Consider the following 18,688-nt stretch of genomic DNA (forward strand, 5'->3'; position numbering starts at 1 on the left):
AGCCGGAGCGTGCGGACGTCAAGCTGCCCGGCAGGGTTGCGGGCAACAAAAAACCCCGCCGAGGCGGGGTTTTCTGATTGCTGGAGTGTGCCGGCCAGCGGCCGGCACTACCGGCGAACGATCAGTTCGCCTTGTGGATGGCGCGCTTGCTGACCGCCATCGCTGCGTCGTGGATCACTTCCGACAGCGACGGGTGGGCGTGGCAGATGCGGGCCAGGTCATCGGCCGAGCCGCTGAACTCCATGGTCAGCACGCCTTCGTGCACCAGCTCGGAGACGTTGGCGCCGACCAGGTGCATGCCGAGGATGCGGTCGGTTTCGGCATGGGCCAGGATCTTCACGAAGCCTGCCGGCTCGATCATCGCCACGGCACGACCGTTGGCGGCGAACGGGAAGCTGCCAGCCTTGTACGGAATGCCTTCGGCCTTCAGCTGGGCTTCGGTCTTGCCGACCCAGGCCAGTTCCGGCTCGGTGTAGATGACCCACGGGATGGTGTCGAAGTTGACGTGGCCCGGCAGGCCGGCGATCAGCTCAGCCACCGCGATGCCTTCCTCGAAGCCCTTGTGCGCCAACATCGGGCCGCGCACGCAGTCGCCGACCGCCCACACGCCGTTGACGCCGGTGTGGCAGTGCGCGTCGACTTCGATCTGGCCGCGCTCGTTGATCTTGACGCCGGTGCCTTCGGCCAGCAGGCCCTTGGTGGCGGCGCGACGGCCAACGGCCACCAGCAGCTTGTCCACGGTCAGGGTCTTTTCGCCTTCGCTGTCGGTGTAGGTGACAACGACTTCCTTCTTCTTGCCCTTGCCGGTGATCTCGGTCTTGGAGACCTTGGCGCCGAGGCGGATGTCCAGGCCCTGCTTCTTGAATTCCTTGGCAGCGGTCTTGGCCACTTCGGCGTCGGCCACGGCCAGGAACTCCGGCAGTGCTTCCAGGATGGTGACTTCAGCGCCCAGGCGCTTCCACACGCTGCCCAGTTCCAGGCCGATCACGCCGGCGCCGATCACGGCCAGGCGGTTCGGCACTTCGGTGAAGTCCAGGCCGCCGACGTTGTCGACGATGGTCTCGCCGTCGAACTTGGCGAACGGCAGTTCGATCGAATCCGAACCGGCCGCGATGATGACGTTGGTGCCCTTCAGCTCGACGATGGAACCGTCATGCTGGGTGACCTTGACCACGTTGCCCGGCTGCAGTTCGCCGAAGCCGTAGTAGGCGGCGACCTTGTTGGCCTTGAACAGCATGCCGATGCCGCCGGTGAACTGCTTGACGATCTTGTCCTTGCGGCCAACCATCGCCTCGACGTCGATCTTGGCATCCTTGAAGCTGATGCCGTGGTCGCCAAAGATGTGGCCCATGTTCCAGAACTGGCGCGAGGAATCCAGCAGCGCCTTGGACGGGATGCAGCCCACGCGCAGGCAGGTGCCGCCCAGCGCCGGCTTGCCGTCTTTGCCCAGCGCTGCGTCGATGCAGGCGGTCTTCAGGCCCAGCTGGGCCGCGCGGATGGCAGCGTGGTAACCGGCCGGGCCGGCACCGATGACGACGACGTCGAATTGTTCAGCCATTGAATTATTCCTTGATGCATTACCAGAACCCCTCCGCGCAGGCGCGGAGGGGCGGGAGGTTTCTTACAGGCCGAACAGCATGCGGCCCGGGTTTTCCAGCTGGTTCTTGATGTCCACCAGGAACTGCACCGAGTCCTTGCCGTCGATGATGCGGTGGTCGTACGACAGCGCCAGGTACATCATCGGCGCGATCACGACCTGGCCGTTCTGGGCGATCGGACGCTCCTTGATGGCATGCATGCCCAGGATGGCGCTCTGCGGCGGGTTGATGATCGGGGTCGACAGCAGCGAACCGAAGGTGCCGCCGTTGGTCACGGTGAAGGTGCCACCCTGCAGTTCTTCCAGGCTCAGCTTGCCGTCACGGGCCTTCTTGGCGTAGTCGGCGATGGTCTTCTCGATGTCGGCGAACGACATGCGCTCGACGTTGCGCAGCACCGGCGTGACCAGGCCCTTCTCGGTCGACACGGCGATCGAGATGTCCGAGTAGCCGTGGTAGATGATGTCGTCGCCGTCGATCGAGGCGTTGACCAGCGGGAAGCGCTGCAGGGCATTGGCAGCGGCCTTCACGAAGAAGCTCATGAAGCCCAGCTTGATGCCGTGTGCCTTGACGAACTCGTCCTGCAGTTCCTTGCGCGCAGCCGAGACCTTGGACAGGTCGACTTCGTTGAAGGTGGTCAGCATGGCGGTGGAGTTCTTCGACTCCATCAGGCGCTCGGCGATGCGCTTGCGGATGCGGGTCATCGGCACGCGCTCTTCCGGACGTGCGCCACCGGCCTTGCCGGCGCCGCCGTTGCGGGCGAAGTTGACGATGTCTTCCTTGGTCACCGCGCCGCGACGGCCGGTGCCGTCGACGTCGGCCGGGTTCACGCCTTCGGTGATGGCGGTGAAGCGGGCGCCCGGCGGCAGCGCGTCGGCGGCCGACTTGGCAGCCGGGGCCGGAGCGGCGGCAGCGGCCGGCGCAGCGGCGGCTGGGGCAGCGGCAGCAGCCGGAGCGGCTTCAGCGGCCGGGGCCGGGGCAGCAGCCACGGCGCCTTCCTCGATGATCGCCACGACCTGGCTGGAGGTCACGGTCGAGCCTTCGGCGAACTTGATTTCCTTGAGCACGCCGTCGACCGGCGACGGCACTTCCAGGACGACCTTGTCGGTTTCCAGGTCAAGCAGGTTTTCGTCGCGCTTGACGGCGTCGCCCACCTTCTTGTGCCAGGTGGCGATGGTGCCGTCGGCGACGGATTCGGGCAGTACCGGGGCTTTGACTTCGGTGGCCATTGCGGGAGCTTCCTGGTTTGTCTTCTAAATAGGGGGAGGATTATTCAGCGAACGTGTCGTTGAACGGGTTGACCAGCGCGTCGGCGACCAGCTGCTGCTGTTCGCGGACGTGGTCAGCCATGTGACCGGCAGCCGGCGAAGCCGAACGTGCGCGACCGGCGTAGTGCAGGTTCTGGCCATCGGCCAGGCAGAACTGCAGGTGGTGGCGGATCTGGTACCACGCACCCTGGTTCTGCGGTTCTTCCTGCGTCCACACCACGTCGGTGGCCTTGCCGTACTTCTTCAGTTCGGCAGCCAGCAGCGCACGCGGGAACGGGTACAGCTGCTCCACGCGGATGATCGCCACGTCGTCCTGGCCACGCTTGGTCTGGTCTTCCAGCAGGTCGTAGTAGACCTTGCCCGAGCACAGCACCACGCGCTTGACCTTCTTGGCGTCCGCATTGGCGTCGCCGATCAGGTGCTGGAACTCGCCGTTGGCCAGTTCGTCCAGGGTCGACACGGCCAGCTTGTGGCGCAGCAGCGACTTCGGCGACATCACCACCAGCGGCTTGCGGGTGGTCAGGTGCTGCTGGCGACGCAGCATGTGGAAGGCCTGCGCCGGGGTCGACGGCACCACCACCAGCATGTTCTCCAGCGCGCACAGCTGCAGGAAGCGCTCCAGGCGCGCCGAGCTGTGTTCCGGGCCCTGACCTTCATAGCCATGCGGCAGCAGCAGGGTCAGGCCGGAGATGCGGCCCCACTTGGCTTCACCGGCGGCGATGAACTGGTCGATGACGACCTGGGCACCGTTGGCGAAGTCGCCGAACTGGCCTTCCCAGATGCACAGCGTGTTCGGATCGGTGGTGGAGAAGCCGTACTCGTAGGCCATCACCGCTTCTTCGCTCAGCAGCGAATCGATGACGGTGGCCTTCTCCGGCGAATCCACCAGCTGCCGCAGCGGCATGTAGTAGTTGTCGGTCTTCTGGTCGTGCAGGATCGCGTGGCGGTGCGTGAACGTACCGCGGCCCACGTCCTGGCCGACCAGACGCAGGGCACTGCCTTCGTCGAGCAGGGTGGCGTAGGCCAGGTTCTCGGCAAAGCCCCAGTCGCCCGGGATCTCGCCGGCGGCCATCTTGCGGCGGTCGTCGTAGACCTTGGCCACGCGGGAGTGCAGCTGCACTTCGTCCGGAATGGTGTTGATCAGCTTGGCCAGCTCGACCAGCTTGTTCTTCTCGACCTTGGTCGAGATCGGGTCGGACAGCTTGCCTTCCAGCAGCTTCGGCCAATCGACGAACAGCGGGCTGGTCGGCGGGGTCTTCTCGACCTTGGCCAGCTCGGTGGTCACTTCACCGGCGTCCAGCTTCTCGCGGTAGGCATCGACCATCGCCTTGCCGGCACCGGCGGCGATCACGCCCGCCTTTTCCAGCTGCTCGGCGTACATCTCTCGGGTGGTGGCGTGCTTGCGGATCACCTGGTACATCAGCGGCTGGGTGATCGCCGGTTCGTCGGCCTCGTTGTGGCCCCAACGGCGGTAGCACATCAGGTCGATGACCACGTCCTTGGCGAACTTCTGGCGGAACTCGAAGGCCAGCTGCGCGGCGAACACAACCGCTTCCGGATCATCGCCGTTCACGTGCAGCACCGGGGCGGCGATCATCTTCGCCACGTCGGTGGCATAGCGCGTGGAACGCGTATCCAGCGGGTTGGAGGTGGTGAAGCCGACCTGGTTGTTGACCACGATGTGCACGGTGCCGCCGACGGCGAAGCCGCGGGCCTGCGACATCTGGAACAGCTCCATGACCACGCCCTGGCCGGAGAAGGCCGCATCGCCGTGGATCAGGATCGGCATGACCTGCTTGCGCGCGGTGTCCTTGCGGCGCTCCTGGCGCGAACGCACGGAACCGGCCACGACCGGGTCGGCGATTTCCAGGTGCGACGGGTTGAACGCCAGCGCCAGGTGCACCGGGCCGCCATCGGTGGCGACGTCGGCGGAGAAGCCCATGTGGTACTTCACGTCACCGGCCGAGGCGTGCTCGTCGTGCTCGAACTTGCCTTCGAATTCGTCGAACAGCTTGCGCGGGTTCTTGCCCAGGGTGTTGACCAGCACGTTCAGGCGGCCGCGGTGGGCCATGCCGATCACCACGTCCTTGACGCCATCCTTGCCGGCGCTGCGGATGATGGTGTCCATCATCGGGATCAGCGAGTCGCCGCCTTCCAGCGAGAAGCGCTTCTGGCCGACGTACTTGGTATGCAGGTAGCGCTCCAGGCCCTCAGCCGCGGTCAGGCGCTCCAGCGTGCGGCGCTGGGTGTCAGCGTCCAGCTGGTAGTTGCCACCGGCCAGTTCAAGCTTCTTGTAGATCCACTGGCGCTGCTCGACCTCGGAGATGTGCATGAACTCCGCACCGATCGAGCCGGTGTAGGTCGCCTTCAGGCGTGCCAGCAGGTCGCGCAGCTTCATGCGCGGCTGGCCACCGACGCCGCCGGTGCTGAACTCGCTGTTGAGGTCGCCATCGGACAGGCTGTGGAACGGCAGGCCCAGGTCCGGGGTGTTGACCGGTGCGGCCAGGCCCAGCGGATCGAGGCGGGCGTCCAGGTGGCCGCGCGAACGGTAGGCAGTGATCAGACGACCGACATTGCGCTCGCGCTCGTCGCCTGCACCGTTGCCGGTACCGGCCTTCAGCGCATCCTTGGCCGCGTCCGCAATGTGGGAGATGACGGCCGAGTGCGGAATGTCACCTGCTTCGCGGCCCTTGAAGCCGTCGAAGTAGGTTTTCCATTTGGGATCGACACTATCCGGGGAGACCAGGTACTGCTCGTACAGGTCCTCGACATAGGAGGCGTTGCCGCCGGCGAGTTGCGAAGATTGCGCAAACTGCTTCAGTTGATTGTCCACGATGGAGGGTGTTGATTCGCTTTGTGGGGTATGGCTTCAGAAGGACCCGGCAGGAAGATGAATAGCCCTGCGCGGGCGCGTTCAAACAGCCAAATTGTACCCCCAACCGGACACGAAGGGGCACAACCGGAGGTATCGCGCGTCCCCCGGTGCCGCTTCCAGACAGGTTGAGTCAGCCAGCTCCGCTCAGATGCCGAGCGCGCGCAGTTCGCTGCAATCACGCGAACGGTCCCAGACGCGCTGCAATTGCTGCTCGAACGGCTGCGAACGTGCCGGCAGCGCGATCCCGGCCTCACCGTCGAGCCGATGCCCGATCAGACGAAAGTAGAAGTCGCCCGCATCGTTGAGCAGGCAGGCCGAGGCCAGCGCACGGTCGACCGGATCGCTGACCTCGCGGAACTGGATCACGCTGGGCAGGCGCTGGGCCAGCGCCAGCAGCGGTGCCCCGGCAGAGGCGATCGCGGCGGCGTCGTGCACGATCACCCGCAGCTGCTTGTCGTGGCGGGCGGTGACGAAGCGCCGCAGGGCGGTCTGTACCGGGGGCGCGTCGAGCAGCCCGGGGTCCAGCTGGCGGCTGTGCAGCCACAGCTGGCGACGGGCGCGGTGGATGATGGCCGTGGTGATGGCCACCGCCTCGGCGCGGCTGTCGATGGCGCTGGCCGCGCCCAGCCGGCGGCGCATCTGCTGGTGGCCGATGCCGGCCTCCTCGAACACCTCGCCATCGGGCAGGAAACCCTGGCGGGCATAGAAGTCACGGGCGGGCAGCTGGGCGTGCAGATGCAGCTCGGCCAGGCCGAGCCGGCGCCCGGCCTCCACCAGTGCTTCCAGCAGGGCCTCGCCGACCCCGTGGCTGCGATGGTTGGCCAGCACCGCCATGCGGCCGATGCGGCCATCCGGGGCCAGCCGGCCGGTGCCGACCGGCTGATTGTCAGTGTCCAGCGCCAGCACATGGGCACTGACCGGGTCCAGCGCATCGCGTTCCAGCTCGGCGGCGATGCCCTGTTCCTGCACGAACACGCGTTGGCGCACCTCGTGGATGGCAGTGTGGGCATCGGCGTGGCTGACTTGATGGACCCGGATCATGGTGGCGACTCAGGCGCGGCCAGCACCGCTGTCGTCTTCCTCGTCGTCCTCGAAGTTGACGATGACCTCGATGCCGTCGTCGTGCACGGTCACGGAGTGGACATCGTCGGACACCGCGTCGGCGTCGATCGCATCCACGCGGTCGCGGCCTTCGACGACCTCGCCGAGCACCACGGCATCCTCGCCGTCGTCCTCGTCTTCGGCGTCATAGATCTCGTTCGGGTCGATCAGCTGGAACACGCCGCCGACCAGCAGCTGCTGGACCACGGCACGGCCCTTGTCGGACAGGCCGCGATAGGCGGCGGCGTCCAGCTGTTCGGCGCCAGCCAGGCGCTGCGCGTCCTTCACCGGCAGCGCGAAGTCCTGGCCGCTGACGTACAGGCTGGCGCCGCGCTTGGCCCGGCGCCAGGCCAGGCGGGCCCACGGGTGGCGCTGCAGCAGCAGGCCCGAGGCCAGGGCCTGGACCACTTCTTCCTGTGCCGGTGCGGCCTGGTGGGCCATCACTTCGCCGGCGGCGCGGTAGGTGGTGATGAAGCGACCAAACCAGTCACCCAGCTTGTCCGGGTCGTTCATGCGGATGGCGTTGAGGGCGGTGATCACACGTGCCATCGCCACTGTGTCGATTTCGTTCGGATCGGCCGGCACCTTCAGGTCGGCGTCCTGGTAGCGGATGTTCTCGTCGGCATCCGCGATCAGGGTGTCCAGGTAGTCACTGATCAGCTCGGCCGAGGACGGCGCACGCATGCCGAACGAGAAGGTCAGGCACGGGTCTTCGGCCACGCCGTGGTGCGGCACGTTCGGCGGCAGGTACAGCATGTCACCCGGCGCCAGCACCCAGTCGTGGGTCGGCTTGAACACCTTCAGCAGCTTCAGCTCCACGTCCGGGCGGAAGCCCAGCGGCGGCTGCTTGCCCTTGATCGATTCGCTGGCATCGATCTGCCATCGGCGGTGACCATGGGCCTGCAGCAGGAACACGTCGTACTGGTCAACATGGGCGCCGACCGAGCCGCCGGTGGCGGCGAAGCTGATCATCACGTCATCCATGCGCCAGCGCGGCAGGAAGCGGAAGTGCTCGATCAGGGCGCGCACGTCCGGGTCCCACTTGTCCACGTCCTGCACCAGCAGGGTCCAGTCGTGGTCGGGCAGGGCGGGGAACACGTCTTCCTGGAACGGGCCGGTGCGCACGCGCCAGCCGTCCTGGGTCTTGTCGTGCTCGATCAGGCGTGCCAGCACGCCTTCCTCGCAGGCCAGTCCGGCCAGGTCTTCCGGCTGCACCGGGGTCTGGAAGTCCGGGAAGGCATTGCGGATCAGCAACGGGCGCTTCTGCCAGAAGTCGCGCAGGAAGGTGGCCGGCGCCATGCCCAGCGGCTGGCCGGGGCGGGCGGTGACTTCGATCAGGGGGGCGGAGGACTTGCGGGCGGCCATGGGGGAATCCTTGCAGCGGAAAGCGGGAGGGGCGGCACGGCGGGCCGCCTGAGGCCTCCATTGTCCGCCGTTCGCCGGGATTGCGCACGTGCGCGGGTTTGTCGCGGGGGTTCCGGCCAACGGCGGGGCCCCTCGTGGCGGGGTGGTTCAGAATCAAAAGCTGCGCTTGGCCGGGCGGGTGGGCCATGCAGGGGACGCTGCAAGTACGTCCTTGTAAGCTCGATGGCGCCATCCATGGCGCCAACGCCCCTGCATGGCCCACCCGCCCGGCCCCTGACAGTTTCCTGCGCGGCCCGCCACGGAATGGAAGAAGAAGATCAAAGGCAACGGCAGGTCGCGCGCTGCGCTTGCTCATGCCAAAACAAAAGAGGGACGCGGCGAAGCCGCGTCCCTCTTTCAAATTCCGTCCCGACAACCCAATGCTCTTCGATCCGTCACCGGGAATCTGTCAGAGGTGGGGCGGGTTGGGTTCGCGGGACCGTTGGCGCCATGGATGGCGCCATCGAGCCCCCAAGGACGGGTTCACGGCGTGTCCCGCGAATCCAACCCGCCCCGCCAAGCACGGCAAAAACCCAGAGCCGCTCTTGACGTTGATGTTGCTGTTGCTGTTGCCTGCCGCAGGCAGCGCCCGCGGCCGCCGCCGCAAAGGAAACCCCTTAGATCTTCTTCGCCAGCGACTCGGCCAGACCGGTGTAGCTGCCCGGGGTCATCTCCAGCAGACGCTGCTTCGCATCCGCCGGCAGCTCCAGCCCCTGCACGAACGCACGCATCGACTCGGCGGTGATGCCCTGGCCACGGGTCAGCGCCTTCAGCTGCTCGTACGGGTTCGGCAGGCCGTGGCGACGCATCACCGTCTGCACGGCCTCGGCCAGTACTTCCCAGGCTGCGTCCAGATCGGCGTCCAGGCGCTGCGGGTTCACTTCCAGCTTGCCCAGGCCCTTGGCCAGCGAATCCAGCGCCACCTGGCTGTGGCCGAACGCGGTGCCCAGTGCACGCAGCACGGTGGAATCGGTCAGGTCACGCTGCCAGCGGCTGATCGGCAGCTTAGCGCTGAAGTGCTCAAACAGCGCGTTGGCGATGCCGAAGTTGCCTTCCGCATTCTCGAAGTCGATCGGATTGACCTTGTGCGGCATCGTCGACGAGCCGACTTCGCCTTCCTTCAGGCGCTGCTTGAAGTAGCCCAGCGAAACGTAGCCCCAGATGTCACGGGCCAGGTCGATCAGGATGATGTTGGCGCGGCGTGCGGCATCGCCGATCTCGGCGATGTTGTCGTGCGGCTCGATCTGCGTGGTGTACGGGTTGAACACCAGGCCCAGGCCGGTCACGAAGCGCTCGGCGAAGGCCGGCCAGTCCACGTCCGGGTAGCTGGCGATGTGGGCGTTGTAGTTGCCCACTGCGCCGTTGATCTTGCCGGTCAGTTCGACCGCGGCAATCTGCCTGCGCTGGCGCTCCAGGCGGGCGACCACGTTGGCCAGCTCCTTGCCCAGGGTGGTCGGCGAGGCGGTCTGGCCGTGGGTGCGCGACAGCATCGGCTGGCCGGCCTGGGCGTGGGCCAGGCTGCGCAGGGTGCTGGCAATGCCGTCCAGGGTCGGCAGCAGCACCTCGCGGCGCGCCTGTTCCAGCATCAGGCCGTAGCTGAGGTTGTTGATGTCTTCGCTGGTGCAGGCGAAATGCACGAATTCCAGCGCCGGGGCCAGCTCGGCGTCGTCCTTCAGCTGTTCCTTGATGAAGTACTCCACCGCCTTGACGTCATGGTTGGTGGTGCGCTCGATCTCCTTCACGCGCGCGGCCTGGGCCGGGCTGAAACTGGCGGCCAGGGCGCGCAGGCGGGCGACGGCCGCGTCGGAGAACGGGGCCAGCTCGACGATGCCCGGTTCGGCGGCCAGGGCCAGCAGCCACTCCACTTCGACCGTGATGCGGGCCTTGATCAGGCCGTACTCGGAGAAGATCGGGCGCAGGGCGTCGACCTTGCCGGCATAGCGGCCATCGAGCGGGGACAGGGCGAGCAGGGCGGAATCGGACATGTCGGCAGGGCTGGGGCGAGCGGCGGGGGCCATATTCTACGACGTGCCGGTGAGGTAGTGCCGGCCGCTGGCCGGCAACCACGCCCGGCCCACGACTCCATGGATTGCCGGCCAGCGGCCGGCACTACCCCTTGCGCGTGCAGATCGGCCGTGCAGACGGAACGATCTGGCCCGTCCTCGTCATCCCACGCTATCGGCAAGGGAGTATCGTGGGCGCAGCCGCCAGCCCGGGAAGCGACACCCTGCCAGCCGCCGCTTCCCTTTCCCCAACTGAAGTAGTGCGGAGTTGATGCAATGAGCAAAGCTGCAAGCAAGGGTTTCAGAATCGAACACGACAGCATGGGCGAGCTGCAGGTACCTGCGGACGCCCTGTGGGGCGCCCAGACCCAGCGCGCCGTGCAGAATTTCCCGGTGTCGGGCCAGCGCATGCCGCGCGGTTTCATCCGCGCCCTGGGCCTGGTCAAGGGCGCCGCCGCCGGCGTCAACGCAGAACTGGGCCACCTGCCGAAGAACGTGGCCAAGGCCATCCAGACCGCTGCTGCCGAAGTGGCCGCCGGCAACTGGGACGCGCAGTTCCCGATCGACGTCTACCAGACCGGTTCGGGCACCTCCTCGAACATGAATGCCAACGAGGTCATCGCCACCCTGGCCAACCGCGCGGGCAAGGCCGGCAAGACCGCGGTGCATCCCAATGACCACGTCAACCAGGGCCAGAGCTCCAACGACGTGATTCCGACCGCGTTGCGGGTGTCGGCGGTGTTGGCGACGCATGAGCAGCTGCTGCCGGCGCTGGTGCACCTGCGCAAGACCCTGGACAAGAAGGGCCGCAGCCTGCGCAAGGTGGTCAAGACCGGCCGCACCCACCTGATGGATGCGATGCCGCTCACCTTCGAGCAGGAATTCGGCGCGTGGTCGGCGCAGCTGGCGTCGGCGCAGGAGCGTATCGAAGACAGCCTCAAGCGCGTGCGCCGGCTGCCGCTGGGCGGCACCGCCATCGGCACCGGCATCAATGCCGATCCGCGCTTCGGTGCACAGGTAGCCAAGGCACTGAAGCAGCAGACCGGTTTCAAGTTCGACAGTGCCGAGAACAAGTTCGAAGGCCTGGCCGCGCAGGATGATGCGGTCGAACTGTCCGGCCAGCTCAATGCACTGGCGGTGGCGCTGATCAAGATCGCGAATGATCTTCGCTGGATGAATGCCGGTCCGCTGGCCGGGCTGGGCGAGATCGAACTGCCGGCACTGCAGCCGGGCAGCTCGATCATGCCGGGCAAGGTCAATCCGGTGATTCCGGAAGCCACCGTGATGGCCTGCGCGCAGGTGATCGGCCACCACACCGCGATCACCGTGGCCGGCCAGACCGGCAACTTCCAGCTCAACGTCACCCTGCCGCTGATCGCGGTGAACCTGCTTGATGGCATCGGCCTGCTGGCCAACGTGTCCACCCTGCTGGCCGACAGTGCTATCGCCGGGCTGAAGGTGCGCGAGGACCGCGTTGCCGAAGCGCTGGCGCGCAACCCGATCCTGGTCACTGCACTTAACCCGATCATCGGTTACGAGAAGGCAGCTGCGATCGCCAAGCGTGCGTACAAGGAACAGCGCCCGGTGCTGGATGTGGCGCTGGAAGACAGTGGCCTGGAAGAAGCCGAGCTGCGCCGCCTGCTGGACCCCACCGCGCTGACCGCTGGCGGCATCCAGGCTGGTGGTGGTGGCGGCGGCGGTTGATCGGCCGGTTGTAGAGTCGAGCCATGCTCGACTGTTGTTCCGGAGTCGAGCATGGCTCGACTCTACAGAAAGCAGAAACGCCGCCCTTGGGCGGCGTTTCTGCTTTAGCGACGGTCGGCGACGATGTTGCCGAAGGTGTCGGTGTAGTCCTTGAACTCCGGGATGCGCTGGATCAGGTCCGCCGGAATCACCTCCATGCCTTCCGGCGGCTGGATCTTCACCGGCTGCATGTTGGGATCGGCCGGCGCGGCCACCAGGGTGTTCTGGCGCAGTACCTGCAGCTTGCCGAACATCGTCTGCAGCATCTGCTTCTGTCCGGCGTCCAGCGGAATCTGGATCTCGTCCACCTTCATCGTGCCATCGCCGAGGATGATGATGTTCGGTGCCGGCGGGCGGCGCACGGTGACCATGCCGTCGCTGACGGAAATCTTGGGCTTGCCGCGCTCGGCGCGATGGTTGCGGTAATCCTTGTCACAGCCGGCCAGGCCCAGGCAGAGCAGGGCGACCAGCAGCAGGAACAACTTCTTCATGGCATTCGGTTCGGGGGCATCCGGGGCCACCATTGTAAGCCGGCCAGTGCGACGCGGCCGGCCGTGTAACACCACGACCGGCCAGGTGCGCTGATTTGTCTCACTTCGAGAACGTGACCGAGTTGTTCTTGCCGCAGTCGTCCACGTCGCTCTGGTCCATCGTTGCGTACGGCTTGAAGGCCGGCAGCTCGCGCGCCAGGGCCTGCTGGCTGGCCAGCATCGCCGGCAGGCGTTCGCAGATGCGCTTGGCCTGCGCCTCGATCTTCGCGGCTTCGGCGTTGATGCGCTTCTCCACGCCTTCGCTGTCGCCGCTGAAGATGCCCTTCAGTGCTTCACCGGCCGCATTGGCTCCCAGCTTGGCGCCGGCCAGGCCGACATCCATGCCGTCCATCGCGATGGCCACCACGTGGCCACGGTACTCCTGCAGGTGGCGGCGCTGGGTGTCGTTGGCGGTGATTTCCTTGCCCGCGATCAGCAGGCGGCCATCCGGGGTGATTTCCGCGCGTGGCTGCTGGTCGGCGGAGATCTTGATGTTGCCCTGGGCGATGTCCTTGCGGGCATCGTCCATGGCTTCCTTGACAGTCTGGCCGACGCCGCTGGTGGCTTCGGCGACGCTCTTGCCGACGGTCTTGTCGGACGAGGACGAGGTGCCGCCGCAAGCGATCAGCGGCAGGCACAGCAGGGTGGCAGGCAACAGGCGCAACAGGTTCATGGTGGTCCCCTGGAGGTGTCTGGAAGAGGATTACTTGCTGCGCGGCAGGGTGACCTTGCCGCTGACATTGCGATGATCGACGTCACCGCTGCCGCTGTGGTCGACGGTCAGGCTGCCGCCTACGCCGTCGACCTGGATGTCGCCCGAGCCGTGGCTGCGGACGTGCACGTTGCCGCCGATGTCGGCCAGGTCGACGCCGCCGGAGCCGACCACGCCCACCTCGACACTGCCTTTCACCCGCTTGAACTCGATATCGCCCGAGCCCACGGTGTCCAGCCGCGCGTTGCCACGCACATCGGTGATCTTCAGGTCACCGGAGCCCACGGTGCCGGTGCTGGCATCACCGCTGATGTTGCGCACGTTGACATCGCCGGAGCCCAGTGACAGCAGGTTCAACGAAGTGCCGCCATCGATGTTGAGGTCGCCCGAACCCACCGCGGCGTGGATGCTGCCACGGGTGCCGCGGGCCACGGCATCACCGGAACCCACGTCCACGCTCAGCGACTGCGCGTTCTCCACGCTGGCATCGCCCGAGCCGACCTTGAGCTGCAGCGGCAGGTTGTCCGGCACGCTGCCGCGGACGTCCAGCCAGGCGTAACTGTTGCCGATGCTGATGCTGGGCGAGCGACCTTCGCGGCGCAGGCTGACCACCAGCTTGTCACCGACCCTGCGCTGGTCCAGTACCAGCTGGTCCAGCCATTCCTGGCTGGAGGCGCAGGCACGCCCTTCCAGCTGACCGCCGCCGGCGCTGGCGGTGATCTTCAGGTCATGCTGGTTGACCTCGAACACCACCGCCTTGGCACCGGCCAGGTCCAGCTTCAACGTGCGGGCAGCGGCGAACTTGCAGTTCTGGGCATCGGCGGCCAGGGCCGACAGCGGCAACAGCAACAACGCAGTACAGGCGAGCAGGGAACGCATGGGTGGTGCCTCCGGGTGGATGGAATCAGATCTCGCCGGCGCGCTTGCGCAGGCGGATGGCGAGGAAGATGAACACTGCACCGACAGCGGCGCCGATCCACAGTTCCGGCATCGCCAGCGACTTCAGCTGCGAGGCCGGGGACATCAGGCTGACCACCGAGTCCAGGTCGCGGCGCGACGCTTCGTTGGCGCCGAGGCGATACAGCAGGTCCATGCCAGGTACGCCGCCCAGCAGCAGGCGGCCGACGATGTTCTGCCAGAACCAGCCGGTGCTCAGGCCGACCAGCGGCATGATCTTGGTGGTGCTGACGATGACGCCGGCAAACAGCGGCAGCATCACCGCCCACAGGAACGGCTTGCTCTTGGCCCAGGCCGAGCACAGCAGCAGCCAGCCGGCGGTGGGCAGGGCCCACAGGGCATAGACCGGAATCCAGGCGAGGTGGCCGGCGGCCAGGGTCAGCGGGCTGGCCGGCCCCCAGATCAGCGCCATCGGGCTGCCACCGTGCACCAGCGCGACAATGCTGATGATCAGCATGAAGCCGAACATGGTGATGATGCCGGCGATCACTGCGATCAGCGGCGCCACGATCAGTGCGCTGATCACCTTGGACAGCACGGTCTGGGTATCCGACAGCGGCAACGACTTCCAGAACAGGATGCTGCGGTCGCGGCGATCGTCGTACAGGGCGCCCAGGCAGTAGAAGAACACGACGAAGGCCAGTACCAGGAATGGCCACGCCGAGCTGAGCACCAGGGTCAGGTCCAGGCCATTGCCGAGATCGGCCAGATCCTTGCCGTCGATGTTGCGGGTGAGCAGCGCCAGGTCCAGGCCGTTGACGTTCACGCTTTCGCCGTCGACATGCAGTGCACCGTTGCGCGCTGCACGGTTCAGCGCGAACAGGCCGAAGGCGATGCCGACGGTGCTCATCACCAGCGAGATCAGGCCGGCGATCAGCGGGGCATACAGGAAACCGCCGCGGTTCTCCCAGTACTCGCGCTTGAGCAGCCAGCGCAGGGTGCCCAGCGGGCTGACGGGGTGGTTGACGGCATTCATGCGTAGGTCCCCTTCATGATGGCGACGAACAGGTCGGCCAGGCCCGGGATGCGGGTCTCGCCGAGGGTGGAGAGCTGGGCACGCGGCACGCCATCGAACAGCATCACGGTCTTGCCGAACGCCAGGCTGCGCTCGTCGATCGGTTTCAACGCGCGGGCCGTTTCGAGCTGGTCGGCATTGACCAGCAGTTCGGTGTAGCGCTGGCCGACCTCGTCCATTTCCGCATCGAGCACGATGCGTCCATCTCGGATGAACATCACGTCGCTGAGGATGTGCTCGATCTCTTCCACCTGGTGGGTGGTGACGATGATGGTCTTCTGTTCGTCGAAATAGTCTTCCAGCAGGCGCTGGTAGAACTCCTTGCGATAGAGGATGTCCAGGCCCAGGGTGGGCTCGTCCAGCACCAGGATGCGGGCATCGATGGCCATCACCAGTGCCAGGTGCAGCTGCACGATCATTCCCTTGGACAGCTCGCGCACGCGCTGCTTCGGCTGCAGCTTGGTGTTGGCCAGGAAGCGTTCGCAACGGGCGCGGTCGAAGCGCGGGTGGACGCCGGCGACGAAATCGATCGCCTCGCGGACCTTCAGCCAGCGTGGCAGCACGGCGACGTCGGCGATGAAGCAGATGTCCTTCATCAGTTCGTCGCGGTGCAGCCGCGGGTCGCGGCCGAGCACGCTCAGGTCGCCTTCCACCGAGGTCAGGCCAAGGATGGCCTTCAGTGCAGTGGTCTTGCCGGCGCCGTTGGGGCCGATCAGGCCGACGATGCGCCCGCTCGGAATGCTGAAGCTGGCATTGTCGAGGGCAACGGTGGTCTTGTAGGCCTTGCGCAGGCCTCGGGCGGTGATGACCGATTCGCTTGCAGTGCTATTCATCAGACTTTCCCCTGGGGCAGCAATTCATCAAGGCTCAGGCCCAGGCGCTGGATGCGCTCCAGGACCGCCGGCCATTCTTCGTTGAGGAAGCGGTCGCGCTCGCTGCTGCGCAGCTGCGTGGCCGCCTGCTCGGTCATGAACATGCCCAGGCCGCGGCGCTTCTCGACCAGGCCTTCGTCAGCCAGTTCCTGGTAAGCGCGCGAAACGGTGATGGGGTTGAGCTGGTAGTCGGCGGCCACCTGGCGCACCGAAGGCAGGGCGTCGCCCGGCTTGAGGATTCCGTCGAGCATCATGGCGATCACGCGCTCCTTCAACTGACGGTAGATGGGAGCGCCGTCGCTCCACTGGATGTCGCTCATATTCAGCTCCGTGGGGTCAGCGGCTGTGCGAACGAGAAATACGGCATGGACAGGGAGCTGTGCAGCCGACGCGGGGGAGAGGGGGGGGAGGGATCGGCGTTCCCTGCCGGAGAGGCGGTCGCGTCCTGCGCACTGTCAGCGGAGTCGGAGAGGCTGGGCGCGGCCAACCAGGCCAGCACGATCAGGGTCGAAACAGCAGCGGCCGCGGGTGCGGTGAGGTTGCGACGGATCCGGGCGTTCATGGCTTCCCCCTGTCTCAGGTGACTGGTGTTGTATGCAACTATAACACCGGCACGCCTACGTGCAACCCCTTGCCGGCCCCAACTGATGGCAGGGGTGGTCAGATGACTGAAACTTCAATTTATGTGATTGATTTGGAAGGGAAATAAAAATGTCGCAGATGCCGATCCAGGCCGGCCTTCCATTCAGTGATGTCCATGCTATGTCATCGCGACGCCGTCGATGGCGCCCGGGCAGTGCAATCGCCACGCCGCGCAAAGCCCGGATGGGCCTGTGCCATCAGGGGCGCCGAAGCCCGGTGCTATAGTTCGGCCGATTCCCGGCCGACAGTGGCCGGGCCTGGTGAATGGCTACTGCGGACCCCTCCTGATGCCCCTGTCGACCGTTTCCCCGCGCCGCCTGCGCGGCCTGTCCCTGTTGGCCCTGCTGGTGGCCGGCGTCGCCGGTTCCGCCAGCGCGCTGGCGGCCGATCTGCTCGACCTGGACTACCGGCCGCTGGCCAGCAAGCAGCAGGTCAACCTGCAGCAGCGCTACCACGGCCAGGTACTGCTGGTGGTCAACACCGCCAGCAAATGCGGCTACACCCCGCAGTACGAAGGACTGGAGGCGCTGCAGAAGCGCTATGCAGGCCGGGGTTTCGCGGTGCTGGGCTTCCCGTCCAACGACTTCAAGGGCCAGGAACCGGGTGACGAGAAGCAGATCCAGGACTTCTGCACGCTGACCTATGGCGTCAAGTTCCCGATGTTCGAGAAGGTGCATGTGGTTGGTGCGGAGGCTACGCCGCTGTACCAGCGCCTGACCGCGGCCACCGGCGTGGCGCCGGGCTGGAATTTCCACAAGTACCTGGTCGGCCGCGACGGCAAGGTCATCGCCCAGTTCGCCAGCAAGGTGACGCCGGACGATCCGCAGCTGACGGCTGCCATCGACAAGGCGCTGGCCGCAGCGGCCACGCATTGATATCCGGCACGGATGCCTCGACATCGACGGCATGCGTGCGACAATGTTTCTTTTCGCGCCGACGTCGGCGCCCAGACACTTCCAGGAATGCAGCGAATGAAGATGGGAATGCGCGGCGCCGCGGCGTCGGTTCTGATTCTGGCGATGGGCACTTCGGGTGTCGCTCTGTCGCAACAACCGGCTGCCCCCGCAGCCGCCAAGGAGACCGCAACCTTGAATTCCCCCAAGCAGAAGCTCGGCTACGCCATCGGCCTGGACGTGGCCAAGTCGTTCACCCCGATCGCCGATGAGATCGACGTTGCCGCCCTGCGCACCGCTGTGGAGCGTTCGTTCGAAGGCCTGCAGCCGCAGATCACCCAGGAACAGGCCAAGGCCACCGATGCCGCGCTGCGCCAGGTCGTGATGGCCCGCAGCGGCCAGCAGGTGCCGGGCATGGCGCCGGGTTCGGAGCCGCCGAAGGTCGACCGCGTCAAGGTGTCGCAGATGATCGGTTCCTACTCGGTAGGCCCGTCGCTGGCGCAGCTGAAGGACGACATCGACGTCGCCTCGCTGTTTGACGCGATCAGCACCGGCCTGAGCAAGGGCCAGCCGAAGATGACGGAAGCCGACGCGACCGCCACCATCCAGGCCTTCATGGGCAGCAAGCAGGCTGAAATGCAGGCCAAGGCTGCCGCCGCCGCGCAGACCAACCGTGAGGAAGGCAATGCGTTCATGGCCAAGAACAAGACCCAGCCGGGCGTGGTGACCACCGCGTCAGGCCTGCAGTACCAGGTCATCCGCCCGGGCAGCGGTGAGCGCCCGCTGCCGAGCAGCAAAGTGCGCGTGAACTATGAAGGCAAGCTGCTCAACGGCACCGTGTTCGACAGTTCCTATGGCCGTCAGCCGGCCGAGTTCGGTCTGGACCAGGTGATCAAGGGCTGGACTGAAGGCGTCGCACTGATGCCGGTCGGTTCGAAGTACCGCTTCTGGATCCCGGGCAACCTTGCCTATGGCGAGAATGGCACCCCGGGTGGCCCGATCGGCCCGAACGCGACCCTGACGTTCGACGTCGAGCTGCTGGGCGTTCTGCCGTAAGTCATCCAGGAGCGAATACGGA

The 18,688-nt window shown here is 66.3% G+C and carries 15 protein-coding genes; 3 read left to right on the plus strand and 12 right to left on the minus strand.

Annotated features, from left to right (window positions below; translation table 11 throughout):
• Positions 1-121: 121 nt before the first annotated feature.
• The 6 genes from lpdA to purB form a co-directional block, all read right to left on the minus strand.
• Entirely contained in the window at positions 122-1,558 is a 1,437-nt protein-coding gene (lpdA, locus tag D5301_RS13830; protein ID WP_008264626.1) for a dihydrolipoyl dehydrogenase, read from the minus strand.
• A 63-nt stretch (positions 1,559-1,621) separates the two neighbouring features.
• Positions 1,622-2,824, minus strand: coding sequence for a dihydrolipoyllysine-residue succinyltransferase (gene sucB, locus D5301_RS13835; RefSeq protein ID WP_014037775.1), 1,203 nt, complete (start codon positions 2,822-2,824; stop codon positions 1,622-1,624).
• Between the two features lie 40 nt (positions 2,825-2,864).
• On the minus strand, positions 2,865-5,696 hold the full coding sequence (locus D5301_RS13840) for a 2-oxoglutarate dehydrogenase E1 component (RefSeq protein ID WP_032129626.1): 2,832 nt from the start codon (positions 5,694-5,696) through the stop codon (positions 2,865-2,867).
• Between the two features lie 186 nt (positions 5,697-5,882).
• Positions 5,883-6,779, minus strand: a complete 897-nt coding sequence (locus D5301_RS13845; protein ID WP_153855975.1) for a GNAT family N-acetyltransferase — start codon at positions 6,777-6,779, stop codon at positions 5,883-5,885.
• A 9-nt stretch (positions 6,780-6,788) separates the two neighbouring features.
• Positions 6,789-8,204, minus strand: coding sequence for a cupin domain-containing protein (locus D5301_RS13850; RefSeq protein ID WP_153855976.1), 1,416 nt, complete (start codon positions 8,202-8,204; stop codon positions 6,789-6,791).
• Between the two features lie 656 nt (positions 8,205-8,860).
• Positions 8,861-10,228: an adenylosuccinate lyase gene (gene purB / locus D5301_RS13855; protein ID WP_153855977.1), complete on the minus strand. Its 1,368-nt coding sequence runs from the start codon at positions 10,226-10,228 to the stop codon at positions 8,861-8,863.
• A 294-nt stretch (positions 10,229-10,522) separates the two neighbouring features.
• Here purB and D5301_RS13860 point away from each other — a divergent pair, with 294 nt between their 5' ends.
• Positions 10,523-11,950 (plus strand): class II fumarate hydratase, encoded by a 1,428-nt coding sequence (locus D5301_RS13860; protein ID WP_153855978.1) that lies wholly within the window; start codon positions 10,523-10,525, stop codon positions 11,948-11,950.
• A gap of 104 nt (positions 11,951-12,054) precedes the next feature.
• Here the strand turns inward: D5301_RS13860 and D5301_RS13865 are convergent, their stop codons facing one another.
• From D5301_RS13865 to D5301_RS13890, 6 genes are all read right to left on the minus strand, one after another.
• Positions 12,055-12,480 (minus strand): hypothetical protein, encoded by a 426-nt coding sequence (locus D5301_RS13865; RefSeq protein ID WP_153855979.1) that lies wholly within the window; start codon positions 12,478-12,480, stop codon positions 12,055-12,057.
• A 100-nt stretch (positions 12,481-12,580) separates the two neighbouring features.
• Positions 12,581-13,192, minus strand: a complete 612-nt coding sequence (locus D5301_RS13870) for a hypothetical protein (RefSeq protein WP_153855980.1) — start codon at positions 13,190-13,192, stop codon at positions 12,581-12,583.
• A gap of 30 nt (positions 13,193-13,222) precedes the next feature.
• Positions 13,223-14,110, minus strand: coding sequence for a DUF4097 family beta strand repeat-containing protein (locus D5301_RS13875; RefSeq protein WP_153855981.1), 888 nt, complete (start codon positions 14,108-14,110; stop codon positions 13,223-13,225).
• Between the two features lie 25 nt (positions 14,111-14,135).
• Positions 14,136-15,164 (minus strand): ABC-2 transporter permease, encoded by a 1,029-nt coding sequence (locus D5301_RS13880; RefSeq protein WP_110712832.1) that lies wholly within the window; start codon positions 15,162-15,164, stop codon positions 14,136-14,138.
• Positions 15,161-16,036, minus strand: coding sequence for an ABC transporter ATP-binding protein (locus D5301_RS13885; protein WP_110712831.1), 876 nt, complete (start codon positions 16,034-16,036; stop codon positions 15,161-15,163). The genes D5301_RS13880 and D5301_RS13885 overlap by 4 nt, the downstream gene beginning before the upstream one ends.
• A complete protein-coding gene (locus D5301_RS13890; protein ID WP_006453095.1) occupies positions 16,036-16,395 on the minus strand; it encodes a GntR family transcriptional regulator in 360 nt (119 codons plus the stop codon). The genes D5301_RS13885 and D5301_RS13890 overlap by 1 nt, the downstream gene beginning before the upstream one ends.
• A 609-nt stretch (positions 16,396-17,004) precedes the next feature.
• Between D5301_RS13890 and D5301_RS13900 the strand changes: the two genes are divergently transcribed.
• Positions 17,005-17,592 (plus strand): glutathione peroxidase, encoded by a 588-nt coding sequence (locus D5301_RS13900; protein ID WP_110712829.1) that lies wholly within the window; start codon positions 17,005-17,007, stop codon positions 17,590-17,592.
• Positions 17,593-17,688: 96 nt separating this feature from the next.
• Positions 17,689-18,666: an FKBP-type peptidyl-prolyl cis-trans isomerase gene (locus D5301_RS13905; protein ID WP_110712828.1), complete on the plus strand. Its 978-nt coding sequence runs from the start codon at positions 17,689-17,691 to the stop codon at positions 18,664-18,666.
• Positions 18,667-18,688 lie beyond the last annotated feature (22 nt).

Origin of the sequence: Stenotrophomonas sp. MH181796 (assembly GCF_009659995.1) — a bacterium.
GTDB lineage: Bacteria > Pseudomonadota > Gammaproteobacteria > Xanthomonadales > Xanthomonadaceae > Stenotrophomonas > Stenotrophomonas riyadhensis.